The organism is Roseinatronobacter sp. S2, from assembly GCF_029581395.1.
Lineage (GTDB): Bacteria > Pseudomonadota > Alphaproteobacteria > Rhodobacterales > Rhodobacteraceae > Roseinatronobacter.
On sequence record NZ_CP121113.1, the window covers coordinates 637473 to 656204 of the forward strand.

The 18732-nt window shown below is 62.0% G+C and carries 13 protein-coding genes; 10 read left to right on the plus strand and 3 right to left on the minus strand.

Translation table 11 applies throughout. The annotated features are described in order from the left end of the window. Positions 1-125 precede the first annotated feature (125 nt). The 5 genes from P8S53_RS03000 to P8S53_RS03020 all read left to right on the plus strand — a co-directional run bounded on the left by P8S53_RS03000 (position 126) and on the right by P8S53_RS03020 (position 6705). Positions 126-1688, plus strand: coding sequence for an ABC transporter substrate-binding protein (locus P8S53_RS03000; protein WP_277805685.1), 1563 nt, complete (start codon positions 126-128; stop codon positions 1686-1688). 66 nt (positions 1689-1754) lie between these two features. Beyond that, positions 1755-2693, plus strand: coding sequence for an ABC transporter permease (locus tag P8S53_RS03005; RefSeq protein ID WP_277805686.1), 939 nt, complete (start codon positions 1755-1757; stop codon positions 2691-2693). 155 nt (positions 2694-2848) lie between these two features. Next, positions 2849-3856: a ribosome small subunit-dependent GTPase A gene (gene rsgA / locus P8S53_RS03010; protein WP_277805687.1), complete on the plus strand. Its 1008-nt coding sequence runs from the start codon at positions 2849-2851 to the stop codon at positions 3854-3856. A 143-nt stretch (positions 3857-3999) separates the two neighbouring features. Then, positions 4000-4458: a (2Fe-2S)-binding protein gene (locus P8S53_RS03015; RefSeq protein WP_306417825.1), complete on the plus strand. Its 459-nt coding sequence runs from the start codon at positions 4000-4002 to the stop codon at positions 4456-4458. 3 nt (positions 4459-4461) lie between these two features. Further along, positions 4462-6705: a xanthine dehydrogenase family protein molybdopterin-binding subunit gene (locus tag P8S53_RS03020; RefSeq protein ID WP_277805688.1), complete on the plus strand. Its 2244-nt coding sequence runs from the start codon at positions 4462-4464 to the stop codon at positions 6703-6705. Between the two features lie 267 nt (positions 6706-6972). On the opposite strand, the gene P8S53_RS03025 is transcribed toward P8S53_RS03020, so the two are convergent. From P8S53_RS03025 to P8S53_RS03035, 3 genes are read right to left on the minus strand one after another with little or no spacing between them, the layout of a single operon-like run. Next, on the minus strand, positions 6973-10278 hold the full coding sequence (locus P8S53_RS03025; RefSeq protein WP_277805689.1) for an error-prone DNA polymerase: 3306 nt from the start codon (positions 10276-10278) through the stop codon (positions 6973-6975). Further along, positions 10275-11738 carry a DNA polymerase Y family protein gene (locus P8S53_RS03030; protein WP_277805690.1) on the minus strand — a complete coding sequence of 488 codons (1464 nt, stop codon included), beginning with the start codon at positions 11736-11738 and terminating at the stop codon, positions 10275-10277. The genes P8S53_RS03025 and P8S53_RS03030 overlap by 4 nt, the downstream gene beginning before the upstream one ends. Further along, positions 11653-12240, minus strand: a complete 588-nt coding sequence (locus P8S53_RS03035) for an ImuA family protein (protein WP_277805691.1) — start codon at positions 12238-12240, stop codon at positions 11653-11655. The genes P8S53_RS03030 and P8S53_RS03035 overlap by 86 nt, the downstream gene beginning before the upstream one ends. Positions 12241-12379: 139 nt before the next feature. On the opposite strand from P8S53_RS03035, the gene P8S53_RS03040 reads away from it, so the two are divergent. The 5 genes from P8S53_RS03040 to P8S53_RS03060 all read left to right on the plus strand — a co-directional run bounded on the left by P8S53_RS03040 (position 12380) and on the right by P8S53_RS03060 (position 18502). Further along, positions 12380-13441 (plus strand): ABC transporter ATP-binding protein, encoded by a 1062-nt coding sequence (locus tag P8S53_RS03040; RefSeq protein ID WP_277805692.1) that lies wholly within the window; start codon positions 12380-12382, stop codon positions 13439-13441. Positions 13442-13466: 25 nt separating this feature from the next. Then, the gene (locus tag P8S53_RS03045; RefSeq protein ID WP_277805693.1) at positions 13467-14426 is read left to right on the plus strand and encodes an ABC transporter substrate-binding protein; all 960 of its coding nucleotides are present in this window, start codon (positions 13467-13469) and stop codon (positions 14424-14426) included. A 48-nt stretch (positions 14427-14474) separates the two neighbouring features. Next, positions 14475-16172, plus strand: coding sequence for an iron ABC transporter permease (locus tag P8S53_RS03050; protein WP_277805694.1), 1698 nt, complete (start codon positions 14475-14477; stop codon positions 16170-16172). Positions 16173-16335: 163 nt separating this feature from the next. Beyond that, entirely contained in the window at positions 16336-17823 is a 1488-nt protein-coding gene (glpK, locus tag P8S53_RS03055; protein WP_277805695.1) for a glycerol kinase GlpK, read from the plus strand. 85 nt (positions 17824-17908) lie between these two features. Continuing rightward, a complete protein-coding gene (locus P8S53_RS03060; RefSeq protein ID WP_306417861.1) occupies positions 17909-18502 on the plus strand; it encodes a VOC family protein in 594 nt (197 codons plus the stop codon). Positions 18503-18732 lie beyond the last annotated feature (230 nt).

Genomic DNA, 18732 nt, shown 5'->3' on the forward strand with positions numbered 1-18732 from the left:
CAGCCGATGATCGGGGGATGACGGGCATATTTGTAATTAAAATACAAAAATATGTTGATATACCCCAAATATCTGCGAAAGTGTGAAGCTAAGATACATAATAATCACCAACGGGAGAGAATGACATGAGAAAGCTTTTGAGTTCGACAAGCGCCATCGTTCTGACAGGCGGTATTGCGTTTGCAGGCGCGGCGCATGCCGCATGCGACGGCACTTATGGCGGGGTGCTGAATATCGCAGGGCCGCTGCCACTTGTGACGCTGGATCACATGATGATCACACAAGAACCGACGGCCCCCAGAAATGCCGTCTATGAACAGCTTGTCGCACTGGACGCCAATCTTGCGCCGCAGCCTGCACTGGCAACCGAATGGCAACTCAGTGATGATGGCCTGACATGGACATTCACATTGCGCGAAGGGGTGCAGTTCCATAACGGCAAGATACTGGACGCCGAAGATGTTGTCGCATCTTGGGAACGCTACAGCGAAGTCGGGTCGCGCCGGTTCGAGTTGGCCGATGTGGACCGCGTTGAAGCTGTGGACGCCCTGACCGTCGCGGTGCATCTGTCGCAGCCCTACGGGGCCTTGCTGGAATCCATTTCGGCCATGTCCGGGGCATGGGCCATCATGCCCGCAGACATCGCGCGCGAACTGGGCAGTGACCGCGCGGACCGTGCGGAACATGTGGTTGGCACGGGGCCGTATATGGTCAAGGAAATCGTGCCGGAAATCCGCACCACGCTGGAACGGTTCGACGCCTATACCCGCCATGACGGCGAGGCCAGCTATAACGCCGGTCCGCGCTGCGCCTATTTTGACGAGGTGAATTTTGTCCATATTGCGGACCCGTCCACCCGCGTGTCTGCCCTGCTGACCGGCGAAGTTGATCTGGCAATTCAGGTTCCCGGTGATGAAGCCGACCGCCTGATTGCCGCAGAAAACACCCAAGTGGTTCCCACCAGCCCCGGTGCGCGCGTGTATTTCAAGTTCAATGTCGCAGGCGGCGTGTTTGCGGATTATCCGCTGTTGCGTGACGCGGTGCGCGCGGGTCTGGACACCGAAGAACTGATGTGGGGGTTCGGCCCGTCCGATTATTGGCGCGTGAACAACACCCCGCGTTTCCAGGAACCCCAATGGCCATGGATTGACCAGTCCCACCATTTCCCCAACGACATGGAACTTGCGCAGCAACTGGTCGAGGAGTCGGGCTATCAAGGCGAGGAAATCCGCTTTCTGGTGGTTCCGGGTGGGGCAACCGGCTGGGAAAAAGCCCCTGCCATGGATCAGTATTTGCGTGATCTGGGCCTGAATGTGCGCATGGAAAATCTGGACTCGGCGACGTTTGGCACCGTGCGGCGCGATCTGGACGCATGGGAGTTGAAAGGCGCAGGCGGCGGGTCGCTTGTGGGCCTGCGGTATCTGGATTCCAGTGGCGTTGACCGCAACGGCGACCCATGGCCGAACCTGCCAGATGGCTGGTATGATGTGCTGGACCGCGCCATCAACGGCGAAGATCAGGACGCCCGCGCACAGGCCGCGCAGGAGTTCTATGAGCTTCAGGCCGAATTCAACAACGAGATATGGACAGGTGACATCTTTGTCATCATGGGCGCAAACAGCAACCTGCGTAACATATCCGAGAATGACAGCACCGCGTCTTTCTGGAATATCTGGCGCGAGGAATAAGCACCAGTCAAGCGATTGGCCTGCCGGTAGACCACCGGCAGGCCGCCCCCTTAGGAGCGCGCCCCAATGACCGCATATATCCTGCGCCGATTGCTGGGAACAATTCCCATCATCCTGATTGTCGGTGTGATTACCTTTTTTCTGGTCCAGCTGTCGCCCGGTGATCCGGCGATGTTCTATGTCTCGCCGGATGCGCCCCCCGACGAGGTGGACCGCGTCCGCGAACGGCTGGGGCTGGACCAGCCCGTCATGACGCGTTTTACCTTCTGGTTGGGAGAGGTGTTTCAGGGCAATCTGGGCGTGTCCTTTCATCAAAACCGGCCCGTGCTGGACGCGTTCATGGATGCGCTGCCGGTAACCTTGTGGCTGGCGGGGTTGTCCATGATCATCGCGCTGGTCGTGGGCATTCCGGTCGGGCTGCTGTCGGCGCTGCACCCCAATGGCGCGGTTGACCGTTTCAGCACGATTTTTGTGTTCATCGGCGTGTCGATGCCCAATTTCTGGCTGGGCATGCTACTGGTGCTGTTGTTTTCGGTGACACTTGGCCTGTTGCCAGCGCAGGGGTTCAACACGAACAGTGCATGGGGCGGGTTTCGCAGCCTGTTATTACCCGCGATTACGCTGGGCTATTCCCAGGCGGCGCTGATCGCGCGCATGACACGCTCCAGCATGCTGGAGGTGATGCGTCAGGACTATGTCCAGACCGCCCGCGCCAAGGGGCTGCGCGGTCATGTTGTGCTGGGCAAACATGCCTTTGGCAATGCGCTGAACCCGATTGTCACCGTGATCGGGCTGGCCATCGGGTCACTTGTCGCGGGGTCTGCCGTGGTGGAAGTGGTGTTCAACCTGCCGGGGATTGGCCGTCTGGTGGTCGATTCCGTCATGCGGCGCGATTATCCGATGATTCAGGGAATACTGCTGCTGACTGCGGGGATGATCATTCTGGTCAATCTGCTGACGGATTTGCTGTATGCGCTTCTGGACCCGCGCATCCGGTATGACTGAGCCGCGGGAATAATCGGGGTGTTTTGGGGGCGGCCATGTGCTGCCCCTCTTAAGTTTCCAGCGACGGTGTGGCGTGCGCTTTATTCTGGGGCTTGCATTCATCGTGTTCAGCGCGCATTCAGATAGGCGTGACACAGCCTTTGGAACCAGCATCAATGTCATTGGCGGCCCTTGGATGGTCGGCGTTTTTTGATGATCAGGTGCAATCCGATGAAATGCCTTTGGCGCGCGTGCGGATCGCCACAGTGCACCGTGCCAGAATGACAGCCATTTCGCAGCACGGGCCAGTCCGGCTGATCCTGCCTGCGCGCGCCAACACCGCTGATTTTGCCGTGGGTGATTGGGTGCTGGTTGACGCGGATACGCAAATGGTGGTGCGCAGGCTGGACCGGATCGCGCTGCTGCGCAGGCGGGTCGAAGGCGGGCGCATGCCGCAGCTGATTGCGGCCAATGTCGACACGCTGTTCATCACCACATCATGCAATGACGACCTGAACCCCGCGCGGCTGGAACGCTATCTGGCCCTTGCGAATGAGGCGGGCACCAATCCCGTGATCGTGCTGACCAAGGCCGATCAGGTTGCTGACGTTGAACCCTTTATGGCGCAGGTCGCAGGGCTGCAACGCGGGCTGGCGGTTGTGGCCCTGAATGCAACCGCGCCGGACGCGGCCACGGCGCTTGCGCCATGGTGCGGCGCGGGGCAGACGGTTGCATTGGTCGGATCATCTGGTGTGGGCAAGTCGTCCTTGCTGAACACCCTTGCGGGCAAGTCGGGCGATGATGCGCAACTGACCGGCGGTATTCGCGAAGCCGATGCCAAGGGCCGCCACACAACCACGTCGCGGTCGCTGCATCCGGTTGTGGGTGGCGGTTGGGTGATCGACACGCCCGGTATGCGCACATTGCACATGGGTGACAGTCTGGCCGGACTGGACCAGTTGTTTGCGGAAATCACCGAACTTGCGCCCCAGTGCCGCTTTCGCGACTGCACCCATGACCACGAACCCGGATGCGCCGTTCAGGCGGCTGTCGCCTCGGGCGTGCTGGACGCCGCGCGCGTGGGGCGGTGGCGCAAACTTCAGGACGAAAACCGCATGAACACCCCTGTGCAAACCGGCCCGCGCGGCAACAAGACCACCAAACCCGGCGGCAAGCGCCGCTAGGGCCGCATACCGCGTTCAGACCAGCCGCACGGGTGACGCGGCGTGACCGAATTTTGCGGTGGAACTGCCCGTATTTGACCCCATATACGAAGAAGCGGGCGGCACCCCTGCTGTCGTCCATGTGTAAATTCGGAGAGATGTTGATGCAGCTTCAGGTGAACGGGACAACCCATGATCTGGATGTCGAGGGGGACATGCCACTTCTGTGGGTGCTGCGCGATGTGTTGAATGTTACAGGCCCGAAATACGGCTGCGGGATCGCGCAATGCGGGGCCTGCACTGTGAATGTGGACGGCGAAGCGATGCGGTCGTGCCAACTGCCTGTGTCCGATGTCTGGGGGGCCGTGACCACAATCGAAGGGCTGGCGGCGGGGGGCACGCTTCATCCTGTGCAGGCCGCGTGGATAGCCCATCAGGTCGCGCAATGCGGCTATTGCCAGTCCGGCCAGATCATGCAGGCCATCGACCTGCTGGACCGCAACCCCGCCCCGTCCGATGCAGATATTGATGATGTCATGTCGGGCAATCTGTGCCGTTGCGCCACCTATCCACGCATTCGCGCCGCCATTCATGATGCCGCCGCCACGATGCAGGAGGGCTAGATCATGGGCCGCGCAAAAACCATTGCCCGCCGCACATTCCTGATCGGGTCTGCGGCCATTGCGGGGGGTGTCGCGTTCGGGGCCTATACTGTTGCGCGCCCCATCCCGAACCCGCTGCTGGACCGCATCGGCGAAGGAGAGGCCGCGTTGACGCCTTTTGTCATAATCACCGGTGATGGGATTACATTGATTGTGCCCCGCGCCGATATTGGCCAGGGCATTGAATCGCTGCAAGCGCATCTGATCGCGGAAGAGCTGGACATAGACCCGCATTCCGCAACGCTGGACCCCGGTCAACCCCATGCCGCCTATCATAATTCCGCACTGGCAGCAGATGGCGTGCCGTTTCCGCATTACCATGACGGGGCCATTGCGCGTATCGCGCGGGCCGGTGCGGCGGCTGGTGCGCGGGTCATGGGGTTGCAGTTCACGGGCGGGTCAACATCAACTGCCGATCTGCATGTGGCCTTGCGTCAGGCGGGGGCAAATGCGCGCGAAACCCTGAAACAGGCCGCGGCCAACCGCACGGGACTGGCACGCAGCGATCTGCGCACGAATGATGGCGCGGTCATCCTGCCTGATGACACGCGCATTCCCTATACCGACCTTGCCGCAGATGCCGCCGCGATAGATTTGATCGAAGATGTGCCCCTGCGCATGCCCGCGCAGTGGCGCTTGCTGGGCAAACCGGTGCAGCGCACGGATAGTGTCGCGAAATCCACAGGGGCCATGACATATGGCGTTGATGTGCGTCTGCCCGATATGCTGTTTGCCACGATCCGGCGCAACCCCGGCATTGGCGGGGCCGTTCTGTCGGTGGATGATGCAGCCGCGCGGGCCATGCCCGGAGTGCGCGCTGTGGTGCCGGTGTCGGGCGGCATTGGTGTGATTGCCGACAATACATGGCGTGCGTTCAATGCCGCGCAGGCCGTCACTGTCACATGGGGCGCGCCAGACTATCCTGCCACATCGGCAGAGATGTGGCGTGTGCTGGAAGGGGCGGGAACCCGCGCCAACCGCAACAGCCGCCTGCGCAATGATGGCAAGGTTGATGACGTGCTGGCGCAATCGCAGGTGCTAAGCGCGCAATATCGCGCCCCCTTCATCGCGCATGCCGCGCTGGAGCCGTTAAGCGCAACGGTGCTGTATACCCCCCAACGGCTGGAAATCTGGACCGCAACGCAGGTTCCTGCGGTTCTGCGCGACAAGGCGGCCGAACTGGCGGGGCTGCCACGCGATGCGGTGACGCTGCACCTGTTGCATGCCGGTGGCAGTTTCGGGCGGCGGCTGGATATTGATTATGTGCTGCCCGCGATTGAACTTGCCATGACAGTGCCGGGCACGCCGGTTCAGACCACCCTGACCCGTGAAGAGGACATGACCCATGATTTCCCCCGCCCGATGCATCTGGCGCGGGCGCGCGGGGCTGTGCAGGACGGGCGTGTCCATGCCTTTGATATGGATGCCATCAGCCCGTCTGTGGTGGACAGCTGGTTCGGGCGTATCATGTTCGCGCCCCCCGGCCCTGATGCGCTGATTGTGCTGGGGGCCTATGACCAGCCCTTCGCCATTCCGAACTACCGTGTGACCGGATACAAGGCGCCGCCACTGGTGCCGGTGGGCTCATGGCGTGCGCCCGGTGCCTGTGCCAATACGTTTTTCCATGACTGTTTCCTTGATGAACTGATCCACGCGGCAGGGGCCGACCCGCTGGAAGAACGGCTGCGCCTGATCACGCATCCCGAGTCCCGACGCGTGCTGGAAGCGGTGGGCGAGATGTCGGGCTGGTCGGGGCCGCAGTTGGGCCAGGGGCGCGGGCGCGGGGTGGCCTATGCCTATGCGCATGGTGTGCCCATTGCCGCTGTGGTCGATGTTGCCATGACGGATGCAGGCATCAAGGTTGAGCGCGCATGGATTGCGGGGGAATGCGGCACGGTCTACGACCCCGTCAACGCCGAAGCGCAGGTCACAGGCAGTTTTCTGTGGGGGTTGGGCCATGCGATGGATGCGGAACTGACCTATGAGGACCACGCGCCGGTGCAGACGAATTTTGACCGGTTTCGCGGCTTGCAAATGTATCAGACGCCGCGCCTTGAGGTTCGTTTGCTGGGGCAGGCAGATCATGTGCGGGGCTTGGGCGAGCCTGCAACCTGCGCGGCCGCCCCCGCGCTTGGCAATGCCATATTTGCCGCGACCGGCACGCGCTTGCGCGAAATGCCCTTCAGCAAGGGAATGCAGTTTGCCTGATTTCCGGCTGCTGGCGTGATGTGGTTTTTTGCGGACCCAAAAGTGCGGAGCAAAGGCCGCAGGCCGCCGCGCCATCGGCGGGCCGTCCCGCGGCCTGCCGATACCCGCTGGCTGCACGCCAAGTCTTGGGTGTTCGGGTGTGCCGCCTGTATAAAGTGAACTTCTATAACGTTGGATCGGCAGACCCCGGCCCGCCGATAGCGCGGGCTTTGTGCGCTTTTACTCCGCGCTTCTGGTCGTGCTGATGCCCGCATCGCGCCGAAACGATCAATGAAAATCACGGCTTGGGAACAGGCGCTTGGCCTGTTCGCGCGGGTGGTGTGCGCGCGGCGGGTAGCGCGGCGGGCGTGGCGCGTCATCGGCTTGCGGTGCGGTAAGGCCGATGTCGTGGTCCATCGGGTGGCCAAGCTCGGACAGGCGATGTGACAGATCGTCGATCTGATCGGCAATCAGATGTGCAACACGCCCTTCGCGTTCCAGCCGCCCTGTCACCCGCAGCAGCCGCCCGCCCATGACAACCCGCCGGAAGCGGGCATAGGTTTTGGGCCAGACCACCACATTGCACACGCCTGTTTCATCCTCCAGCGTCAGGAAAATAACGCCCGATGCCGTGCCGGGGCGCTGGCGGGTGATGACCAGACCGCAGACCGACATGCGCCCAAGGGGGGCGGTGACAAGCTGGTCATGCGGGGTCAGGCCGGGGGTGGCGGGGCGCAACAGTTCCATCGGATGGGCGCGCAGGCTTAGGCGCAGGGCGATGTAATCTTCGACCATCTCCTCGCCCAGATGCATGGCGGGCAGGGAAACGGGCGGCTCGCGCAGCCCCTCGCCATCAATCGGGTCGGCAAAAAGGGGCAGGGGCGCGGGCGCGTGAATGGCACGCACCGCCCAAAGGGCCGCGCGCCGTGTCAGGCCCTGACCCATGAAAGCATCGGATTCGGCCAGACGTTCCAGCACGGCAGGCGCGACACCGGCGCGCAACCACAGGCTTTCGGGGTCGGGATAGCCATTGCCGCGCGCGGCGACAATCCAGTCCGCATCGTCCTTGCGGAACCCCTTGATCTGGCGAAACCCCAGCCGCAGCGCCAGCGCGCCATCGCCGCGCCGTTCCAGAAGATTGTCCCATCCCGAATGGTTCACGCAGACCGGGCGCACATCCACACCATGTTCGCGCGCATCGCGCACAATCTGGGCGGGGGCGTAAAACCCCATGGGCTGGCTGTTCAGCAACGCACAGGCAAAAACTGCCGGATGGTGGCATTTCAACCATGATGACACATAGGTCAGCATGGCAAAGGCGGCTGCATGGCTTTCGGGAAAGCCGTAATCGGCAAATCCTTCGATCTGGGCAAAACAGGCATCGGCCACATCACGCCCGTAGCCGTTTGCCAGCATGCCTTGAACAAAACGCTCCCGATGCGCGCCAATCGTGCCCATACGCCGGAAGGATGCCAGCGAACGGCGCAGTTTGTCGGCTTCTTCTGCGGTGTAGCCTGCGCCCACAACGGCAATCTGCATGGCCTGTTCCTGAAACAGCGGCACACCCAGCGTCTTGCGCGTGACCTGTTCCAGCGCGGGGCCAAAGGGTTCGGGGGATTCCAGCCCCTGACGGCGGCGGATATAGGGTTTGACCATGCCGCCCTGAATAGGTCCGGGGCGCACAATGGCCACTTCGATCACAAGATCATAGAATGTGCGCGGCCGCATGCGGGGCAGGAAATTCATCTGCGCGCGGCTTTCCACCTGAAACACGCCCACGGCATCAGCGCGGCACAGCATGTCATAGGTGGCGCTGTCTGCCTGTGGCACGGTGTCCAGCGTCAGGCTGGTGTGTTCATGGGTTTGCAGCAACTCGAACGCCTTGCGAATGCAGGTCAGCATGCCCAGCGACAGGATGTCGATTTTCAGGATACCCAGCGCGTCAATATCATCCTTGTCCCATTCGATGACGGTGCGCCCCTCCATCGCGGCGTTCTCAATAGGGCATAATTCGTCCAGCCTGCCTTTGGTAATGACGAAGCCGCCGACATGCTGGCTAAGATGGCGCGGAAACCCGATAATTTCCCCGATCAGGCGCAGGGTCAGGGACAGGCGGCTGTCGCGCGGGTCCAGCCCCAGTTCGCGCAGGCGCGCGGGGTCCGCACCAGTATTGGACTGGCCCCAGATCTGGCCCGACAGCGCGGTGGTGACATCGGCACTTAGCCCCATGACCTTGCCCACCTCGCGGATGGCGGCGCGGGTGCGGAAATGAATGACCGTGGCGCACAGCCCGGCGCGGTCGCGGGTGTAGCGGTCATATATCCACTGGATTACCTCCTCTCGGCGTTCATGTTCGAAATCCACGTCAATATCGGGCGGTTCGGCGCGGTGGCGCGAAATAAAACGTTCAACCACCATGCCAATCATGTCGGGGCTGACATCAGTGATGCCCAGCAGATAGCACAGGATAGAATTTGCCGCCGACCCGCGCCCCTGACACAGGATGCCGCGCGACCGTGCGTGCGCTACAATATCATGCACTGTCAGGAAATAGGCGGCGTAGTTCAGGTCCGCCACCAGCGCCAGTTCCTTGTCCATCAGCCCCTGCACCCGCGCAGATGCACCCTGTGGGTAGCGCCGTGCCATACCTTCGCGGGCCAGCCGTTCCAGCCGCGCTTGCGGGGCTTCGCCCTGTGCCACCTCGTCGGGGTAGTCATAGCTTAGCTGCCCCAGATCGAAGCCGCAGCGCGCCGCAATGTCCAGCGTGCGCCGCAGCGCGGCAGGGTGGTTGCGATACAGGCGCGTCATGTCGGCATGGCCCTTCAGGCGGCGTTCCGCATTGGGCAGGGCGCGGGTGCCGATCCGGTCGATGGTGATCCCTTCGCGCAGGCATGTCAGCACATCGGCCAGGGGCCTGCGCGCGGCGCGGTGCATCAGCACATCGCCCAGCGCCACCATGGGGGTGCTGGCGCGCAAGGCCATCCGCGCGCAGGCATCAAACCACGCCTGATCACTGCCGTCATAACGCGGGGGCGCGCCCAGAAACACCTGCCCGGGATAGCGCGATTGCAGCGTCTTCAGCGGGGCTGTGGCGTTTGCCAGTTCCGTGGGGGGCAGGGCAATCAGGATCATGCCCTGACAGCCGGTTTCAAGGTCGCGCAATGTCAGGTGGCACCCCCCTTTGGGCGCGCGGCGCTTGCCCTGTGTCAGCAGCCGCGCCAGCCGGTGATAGGCCGCGCGGTCGGTGGGCAGGGCAACCCAGTCCACTGCGCAATCATGCAGCACCAGCCGCGCGCCCACAATCAGCTTCGGCAAAACCGGCAGGTCGGCATGCGGCAATTCATGCGCCGAAACCTGCTGGCGTGATGACGCGTCCATGCGCGTGGCGGACCGCACCGGCAGGCCCTTGCCCGCATCCTCGTGCAGGGTTTTCAGGGCCGACCATGCGCGCACCACACCCGCCAGTGAATTGCGGTCCGTGATGGCAATGGCCGCCAGCCCCAGTTCGGCGGCGCGCAAAACCAGTTCTTCGGGATGCGATGCGCCCGTCAGGAAGGTGAAATTCGATGTCACGCATAATTCGGCATAGCTCATGCGAATTCACCCTGCACATACCAGCCGGGGGTTTGGGGTGTATGAAACAGCCACAGCCTGCGGCCTTGGCGGGTGTGAATGCACCAGTAATCGCGCATGCCTGTCCGCCAGTTCGGGTCGTCGAACCACCATTCCGGCGCAATGCGTTCCGGCCCGATGGCGCGCGCTGTGTGCAGGTGCATGCGCCGCCAGCGAAACCGCGTGGGCGGTGTGGGGCCTGTGGCCGCGATGGGTTCTGGCGCAAACAGGTGCAGGGGGCGGGGCTGGCCACTGCGCCAGCCGCTTTCCGGCGCGCTATGGGCTGCGGGTGCAATCAGGAAGCTGCGTTCGGGGATGTGGCTGTCTGCGGGCAGAAACCGCCGCACGTTTTCCAGCCCGATGCGGGTGCCGATGCGGGTAACCAGATCAGCCAGCCGGTCGGGGGTTTGCGATGTGGTGCCTAATCCGGTTTGCTGCGCAGCCAGCGGTTCTGTCAGTGTGGCCTCCAGCCTGATCTGATCAATGCCAAAACCGGCCTCGACCGTAGCGACACCGCGTTCGAACAAGGGCAGGATGCGGGCCGCGTCACGCATGGCGGCGGCCAGCCGCAATTCCACTTGCTGGCTGCCCTGATCCACCCGCCGCAAGGTCAGCACCAATGCGCGTGCGCCTGTCCCCTGCGCGTGCAGTTTGGCACATAGCGCGTCCAGCAGGCGGCCGGTGGCGGCCATGACATCGCCGACCAGACCAATCGGGTCAGGCAGGGTCAGGCGCACGCCGTAATGTGGCGGGTCCAGCGCGGGGGTGACAGGTTCGGGCATATGGCCCAGCGCCTGATCCAGCCGCATCATCAGGGCGGGGCCAAAGCGACGGGCCAGCGGTGCGCGTGCTGTGTCCGACACCTCGCGGATGGTGCGCAGCCCCAGTCGTTGCAGTGCGGTGCAGGTCGCATCATCCAGCCGCAGCGCGGCCACCGGCAATGTGTCCAGCGGTTGTTCTGCCTGCGTGCCATAATGCGCCCGCGCCCATGCCGCGCCGCGTGTGCAGCCAAGCCCCAGCTGCAGGTCCAGCCCTGCCGTGCCCAGCCGCGCACGGATATTTGCCAAAAGCGCCCCCTCGCCCCCCCACAGATGGGCCGATCCGCTGATATCCAGCACCAGCCCGTCCGTGCCGTCATACCCCACCCAAGGACACCAACGCATAGCCCAGCGGCGCAGTGCCACCAGGAATCGGGCATCCAGATCAGGCCGCGCGGGGTGGCACACGATGTCGGGGCAAAAGGCGCGCGCATCGGCCAGCGACATGCCGCAGTGCAACCCCGCCTGTTCGGCATGGCTGTTGAGGCAATACAGCCGTTCGCTGTTGTCTTGCCGAAAGGTTAGCGCAAAAGGCCCATCAACCGGATGCACCCGCAAAACCCGATCTGTCGCCAGTCGGGGGAACCATATGCAGATGACGCGTTTCTGAATCCCATCGAACATGCCAGGCCCCGGTTGTTCCTGATTTGTTCTTAATAATTTCCCAGCGCATCAGAGTCGAGTCGCTTCTGTTCACATCCAGCACAGGGGCGGCGTGCCAACGTGTTTCAGCGGCATTGGACCCCATTCCTTCGGGGATGATACACAATCCGGTGGTGTTTCCTGCACGGGCGGCCAGTTGCAGCCTGCGCCCCTCGCGCAGATCCAGCGCGCGGGTGATCACGATCACGACCAAGGGCACCGCCCCGTCCTTCAGCGCCTCTTCTGCTACGGCCAGCGTGTCGGTCTGGGTGCCGGTATTGGCCAGCAGCAGCCGCGCAGGGTCCATCATGGCGGCCAGACCGGGCGGGTGCAGGGCATCTGCCTGCCAGCTTTCGCACACCCACAGCACCGCGCCGTCCATCCTTGCAGCAAGGATGGTCGCAAAAGCCGTGGCGCCCGCGCCAAATACTTCATGGACACGGGCGGCGCGCAGCAGGAATGACGGGGCCGGATCACTGGACATGTGATCAATATATGGCACGGGTGCAGGTGTTTCAAACCGCCAGATTGCCAGATTGCCAGCCGTATCAGTCTGGCATCAGTCTGGCACCTGACAAGAAACTGTTACAAACCCCTGCTATCGCGCAGTCATGATGTCACATATGCCAGATACACGTCGCTTGGCCTTGCGCGCCACGGATATTGCCAAATCCTTTGGTGATACACAGGTGTTGCGCAATATTGCCCTTGATCTTGAACCCGGCGAAGTGGTCGCACTGCTTGGCCCTTCCGGCTGCGGCAAGACCACATTGCTGCGCATTGCTGCAGGATTGTTAAGCGCCAGTTCCGGCCAGATGCAGATAGCAGGCACGCGCGTGGTCGATGGCAGCCGGTTCAACGCCCCACCAGAGGCGCGCGGCATTGGCATGGTGTTCCAGGATTACGCAATCTGGCCGCATCTGAGCGTGCTGGACAATGTGGCCTTTCCGCTGCGTATGCGCAAACTGGGCCGCACAGCCCGCGAAGACCGCGCAAAGCGCGCGCTGGACCGTGTGGGGCTGTTGCATCTTGCAGACCGTTTTCCCGGAACATTGTCAGGGGGCCAACAGCAGCGCGTGGCACTGGCCCGCGCGATTGTGGCCGAACCGCCGCTGGTGTTGTTTGATGAACCGCTGTCAAATCTGGACCGCGAATTGCGCGAAGGGTTGGCACTGGAGATGGGCGCATTGCTGCGCGATCTGGGCTTGTCTGCCATCTATGTCACGCATGACCAATCCGAAGCCTTTACCATTGCCGACCGTGTCGCCGTCATGCTGGGTGGTGAAATCGCGCAGATCGACACGCCAGAGCAGCTTTTTGCCGCCCCTTCATCGGTAGAGGTGGCGCAGTTTCTGAATATCGGCGCCCTGATCGAAGGGCGGATGTGCAACGCGCGCGGCTTTACCTGCAACCGCGACCGGCTAAGCGTGCCTGTGCGTGTCGGGTCCGCACCCGAAGGGCCAGCGCGCATCTTGATCCCGCGCACCGCCATTCGACCGGATGCCCAAGGCGCGCTGATGGCGCAGGTTCTGCGCTGCCAGTTTCAGGGGGACCGCTATCTTCTGCATCTGGGCCTTGAGGGCGACACGACAAACCTTGTCTGCCCGACCGACCACGCTGTGGCTGTCCACAGTATGATCCCGCTTGCGATTGATGCCGATCGCCTGCGCCTTTTCCCGCATTAACTATCTTCACAAAGGACTGCTTTTCATGCTTCGCACAACTGCACTTGCCGCCTCTATCGGCCTTTTGGGCACCATGGCCCATGCCGATACACTGACCTTCTACACCGCTGGCCCCGGCGGGCTGGCCGATGCGCTGGCCGAAGCCTTTGAGGCAGAAACGGGAATTACCGTGAATGTGTTTCAGGCCAGCACTGGTCAGGTCATGGCACGGCTGGAAGCCGAAGAGGCCAACCCGCAGGCCGATGTCGTGGTGTCGGCAAGCTGGGGGTCGGCGGAAGAAATGCACGCACGCGGCCTGTTGATGGAATACACATCTGCACATGCTGAAACGGTTCCTGATTTCCTGAAGCACAGCCATTATGCCGCGCAGGGTGTTTCCGCGCTGGCGATGGTCTGGAACAGCCAAAGCGACGTTCCGCGCCCCGAAGAATGGTCCGACCTGACTGATGAGGTGTATCGCGACCTGGTCACCATGCCGGACCCGTCGCAATCGGGCGCGGCCTTCGATCTGGTTGCGGGCCTTGAGGCCGCGATGGGGGACGACGCATGGGACTTGCTGGCCGCGCTGGCAGATAACGACATGATCGTGCCCGGCCCCAATGCGGCAGCGCTTAATCCGGTATTGCAAGGGGCCAAGGCCGTGGTTTTCGGAGCGGTGGATTACATCAGCTACGGGCAGGCGGCATCAGGTGAGTCGATAGAAGTTATCTCGCCCGCCAGTGGCACCGTGATCGCGCCGCGCCCGATGATGATCCTTGAATCGACTGCGAATGCGGACAGCGCCAGGGCATTTGTCGATTTCGTGTTGTCAGACGCCGGACAGGCCCTTGTTGCGCAAACATATCTGATGCCCGCGCGCACAGATGTTGAAGGGCTGCGTCCGGGTATCAATGACCTGACCATTATTGATGTTGATGCGGATGCCGCCACCGCGCGCCGCGACGAAATTATCGCACGCTTCAACGAAACCGTGATCAACCGCTGATCTGACAAGACTGCGGCGTATGGCCCCTGCCGTGTTCGGGGGCCATGCGTGTTCAAGCGAAAGCCCTTGCCCATGTTGCGCGCGCAATCTGTTCTGACCACCCTGGCCGCAGTTGCGCTGCTGGTCCTTGTGGGCCTGCCGGTGGTGTTTATCCTGCTGCAAGCCGTGTTTCCCGATTTCGCGCGCGGATCATTTGCGGGGGCATTTTCGAAACTTGCCATTCTGACCGAAAATGACCGCCTGCTGATGCAGGCGCGCAATACGCTGATGCTGGCCTTTTCGGTGATGTTCGGGTGTCTGGTCTTTGGTCTGCCTGTTGGTGTGCTGCGCGGGCTGTTTCATGTGCCGGGTGCGCGCATCTGGGATGTGGTGTTTCTGATCCCGTTTCTGATTCCGCCCTTCATTGCGGCCATCGCGTGGATGATGACGCTGCAACCGCGCGGCTATCTGTTCCAGTTGCTGGGGTTTGATCTGGGGGGCTTTTTGTTCAGCTTTACAGGTGTGGCGTTCGTCATGACGCTGAACCTGTTTCCACTGGTCTATTTTGCGGTATCGCGCGCGCTGGAAATGGTGGGCGGGCGCTTTGCATCTGCCGCGCGGGTGCATGGCGCGCGGCCGGTTCAGGCGTTTTTCCTGATTACGCTGCCCCTGTCGATACCGGCGATTGCTGCCAGCCTGCTGATCGTTTTCGCCATGTCGATCGAGGAATTCGGAACCCCCGCCGCACTGGCCGCGCGCACAGGGTTTGATGTGCTGGTTACGGGCATTTATACGCGGTTGTCAGACTGGCCTATCGACATGTCAGGTGCAGCACTTGGGTCAACCATGCTGATGGCCATGGTGCTGGCGGCGTTTGCCTTGCAGAACTGGATCGCGACACGCCGGTCCTATATCAGCCAGACGGGCAAACCTGCCGATCTGGAAAAAACCGATCTGGGGGCCTGGCGCTGGCCGGTGATTGGGGTGTTTTCACTGGTGGCGCTGATTGGCGTGGTGATCCCGCTGGCGGCAATTGCTGTGACGTCACTTACCGGCACGATTTCGGGGGGGCTTGCGTGGTCCAACCTTGATACGCGCCATTATGTGCCCCTTTTCCAGAAAGGCAGCCGCGCCACACAGGCCCTTATAACAAGCGGCTGGCTGGCCGTGGTGACCGCATTTGCCACTGCGGTGATTGGCGGGTTGGTCGCGTATATCGTGGTGCGCGGCACCGGGCGGGGGCGGGCCATCATGGACGGGCTGTCGGTCCTGCCCAATGCAATCCCTGCGATTGTGCTGGCGGTGGGGATCATCCTTGCATGGAATTCGCCGTTTCTGCCGCTTACACTGTATGGCACGGCGGGCATTTTGCTGATTGCCTATATCGGTATCCTGCTGCCCTATCCGATCCGCTATGCGGTGGCGCGGCTGCGCCAGATTTCAGGCTCGCTTGATGATGCGGCGCGTGTGGCTGGCGCAACGCAGATGGGCAGTTTGCGTCACATCACCCTGCCGCTGATGGCACCGTCACTGATTGCGGCGATGATGCTTGTCTTTGCCATTGCATCGCGTGAATTGGTGGCGTCTATCATGCTGGCCCCGGCGGGGCTGCGCACTGTGGGAACTTTTGTCTTCGCGCAGTTCGAGCAAGGCTCTGTTCAGACAGGCATGGCGATGAGCATGGTTGCGATCACCATCACCTCGGGTATCTTGCTGGTGGTCAACCTGTGGCTTGCGCGACAGGGAAGCAGCGCATTTTCCGGCTGAAGGTCTGCGCGCGCCCTCGCATGTGGGGCATTTGAAAAAGAGGATAGACTTGTCCGGTCCAAAATTGCAATAAATGCAAAATCATACAGCTTTTCAATATGTCAGCGCGCGGCTGAAACGCCGCAGACATGTTGTCCAGGCGACAGATGAAAGGACAACCGGCATGGGCTATATACTGGCGCTTGATCAGGGCACGACATCCAGCCGCGGCATCGTGTTTGATGCGCAAATGCGGATTGCGGCCATCGCGCAGGAAGAATTCCCGCAGCATTACCCCGCATCCGGCTGGGTGGAACATGATCCGTCGGATCTGTGGGCGACCACGGCGGCAACGGCCCGTTCGGCGATTGAAAAGGCGGGACTGCATGCCAGTGATATTGCCGCCATCGGCATCACCAACCAGCGCGAAACGACCCTGATCTGGGACCGCAAGACCGGCAAGCCCATTCATAACGCCATTGTCTGGCAGGACCGCCGCACCGCCGATTTCTGTGCGCAACTGCGCGCAGACGGGCATGAGCAGATGATCACGGCCCGCACAGGGCTGCTGGCCGACCCCTATTTTTCCGCAACCAAGGTCAAGTATATTCTTGATCACGTTGACGGGTCGCGCGAACGGGCACGCAAGGGCGAGCTGGCCTTTGGCACGGTGGACAGCTGGCTTATCTGGAACCTGACCGGCGGGCGCGTGCATGCGACCGATGCCACGAATGCCGCGCGCACCATGCTTTATGACATCCACAAGGGCCGCTGGAGTCGCACCATCTGCGGCCTGCTGGATATTCCTATGGAATTGCTGCCCGATGTGCGCGATTGCGCGGCGGATTTCGGCACCACGCGCGCCGATCTGTTCGGGCGCGAAATCCCCATCCTCGGGGTTGCAGGTGACCAGCAGGCCGCGACAATCGGGCAGGCGTGTTTCAGCCCTGGCATGCTGAAATCCACCTATGGAACGGGCTGCTTTGCGGTGCTGAACACGGGCAAAACGCCGGTGGCGTCCAGCAACAAACTGCTGACGACCATTGCCTACCAACTGGACGGAACGCCCACCTACGCGCTGGAAGGGTCCATTTTCATTGCGGGCGCTGTGGTGCAATGGCTGCGTGACGGGATCAAGATTATCCGCGCCGCCCCTGAAACCCAAGGACTGGCCGAGCAGGCAGACCCAAGCCAGGACCTGATCCTTGTGCCCGCCTTCGTGGGGCTTGGTGCACCCTACTGGAAGCCCGAAGTGCGCGGGGCCATATTCGGCCTGACGCGCAATTCCGGCCCTGCGGAATTTGCCCGCGCGGCGCTGGAATCGGTGGGCTACCAGACCCGCGATTTGCTGGAAGCGATGCAGGCCGATTGGGCGCGCGACGGCGCGCAGCCGGTTTTGCGCGTGGATGGCGGCATGGCTGCAAATGATTATGCGATGCAGTTCCTGTCCGATATTATCGGCGCACCCGTTGACCGACCGCAGGTGCTGGAAACCACAGCGCTGGGGGCTGCATGGCTGGCAGGCATGCGCGCGGGCGTCTGGCCGGATATGGACGAATTCGCCAAGGGCTGGGCGGTTGAACGCCAGTTCGCCCCGCAGATGAGTGAGGGGCCGCGCAAGGCGCGCTATGACCGCTGGACACGGTCGGTCAATGCCGTGTTGGGGGTGTGACAGCGCCCGCGCGCATGCAAAAACGTGACAGGGGGGCGTTTCCTGCTAGGTTTGCGTCATGACAAGACAGATCACAGGAAACCCCATGCGAAAACTGCAATCCCAAGGCGTCCATCACATCACCATCATCGGGGCCGACCGGCAGACATCGATTGATTTCTGGGAAGGCGTGTTGGGGATGCCGTTTGTGTTCGACCAGCCCAACCTTGACGCGCCGAATGAGGGGCATTTGTATTTTGACCCCGGCGACGGGCGATTGATCACCATCTTTACCAACGAGTCCCGCAAACCCGACCCGTCGCGCACCCCCACAGGTATTGGCTGTGTGCATCATCTGGCCTTTGCCGTGTCCAAGGCCACGTTCAGTCAGGCCGTTGCGCGGCTGGATGAGCGCGGCATAACCCATAGTGGTGTTAAGGATCGCGGGTTCATGGATTCCATCTATTTCAAGGACCCGCTTGGTCTGTTGATCGAACTGGCCAGCTACCGTTTTGAACCGCCCCACGGCTTTACCCACGCCCAGGTGTTGCTGGAAGCGCATAAGATCAGGGTGGCGCGTGGCGAATATAATATTGCCGAAATCCATCTGGCGGATGCGATAGAAAATCTGGCCACATATGGGCGCGAGTCGCTGTCGCAGGATCGCAGTGCGAAAGACCCTTACCGCTCTGGAATATGACCGGATAAGGTGAAATGGTCTGGTGGGGTGATTGTTGCGCTATTACTGACATTGTGGCCATGGATGAAGCCCGCGCCAGCGGTGGGCCGGGGTCTGCCGATCCGGCGTTGGTGAAGTTCACTTTATACAGGCTGCATACTCCTGTGTTCAAAGGCTTGGCGTGTCGCTGGCCAAATCGGCAGGCCGCGGGACGGCCCACCGATGGCGCGGCGGGCTGCGCCCTTGATTCC

Bases quoted from the DNA above. Each gene is read 5' to 3' on its own strand.
- P8S53_RS03030 (WP_277805690.1), bottom strand. From the start codon at position 11,738: ATGTTCGATGGGATTCAGAAACGCGTCATCTGCATATGGTTCCCCCGA.
- P8S53_RS03005 (WP_277805686.1), top strand. From the start codon at position 1,755: ATGACCGCATATATCCTGCGCCGATTGCTGGGAACAATTCCCATCATC.
- P8S53_RS03040 (WP_277805692.1), top strand. From the start codon at position 12,380: ATGCCAGATACACGTCGCTTGGCCTTGCGCGCCACGGATATTGCCAAA.
- glpK (WP_277805695.1), top strand. From the start codon at position 16,336: ATGGGCTATATACTGGCGCTTGATCAGGGCACGACATCCAGCCGCGGC.
- P8S53_RS03015 (WP_306417825.1), top strand. From the start codon at position 4,000: ATGCAGCTTCAGGTGAACGGGACAACCCATGATCTGGATGTCGAGGGG.
- P8S53_RS03000 (WP_277805685.1), top strand. From the start codon at position 126: ATGAGAAAGCTTTTGAGTTCGACAAGCGCCATCGTTCTGACAGGCGGT.
- P8S53_RS03045 (WP_277805693.1), top strand. From the start codon at position 13,467: ATGCTTCGCACAACTGCACTTGCCGCCTCTATCGGCCTTTTGGGCACC.
- P8S53_RS03060 (WP_306417861.1), top strand. From the start codon at position 17,909: ATGCGAAAACTGCAATCCCAAGGCGTCCATCACATCACCATCATCGGG.
- P8S53_RS03020 (WP_277805688.1), top strand. From the start codon at position 4,462: ATGGGCCGCGCAAAAACCATTGCCCGCCGCACATTCCTGATCGGGTCT.
- P8S53_RS03025 (WP_277805689.1), bottom strand. From the start codon at position 10,278: ATGAGCTATGCCGAATTATGCGTGACATCGAATTTCACCTTCCTGACG.
- P8S53_RS03035 (WP_277805691.1), bottom strand. From the start codon at position 12,240: ATGTCCAGTGATCCGGCCCCGTCATTCCTGCTGCGCGCCGCCCGTGTC.
- rsgA (WP_277805687.1), top strand. From the start codon at position 2,849: ATGTCATTGGCGGCCCTTGGATGGTCGGCGTTTTTTGATGATCAGGTG.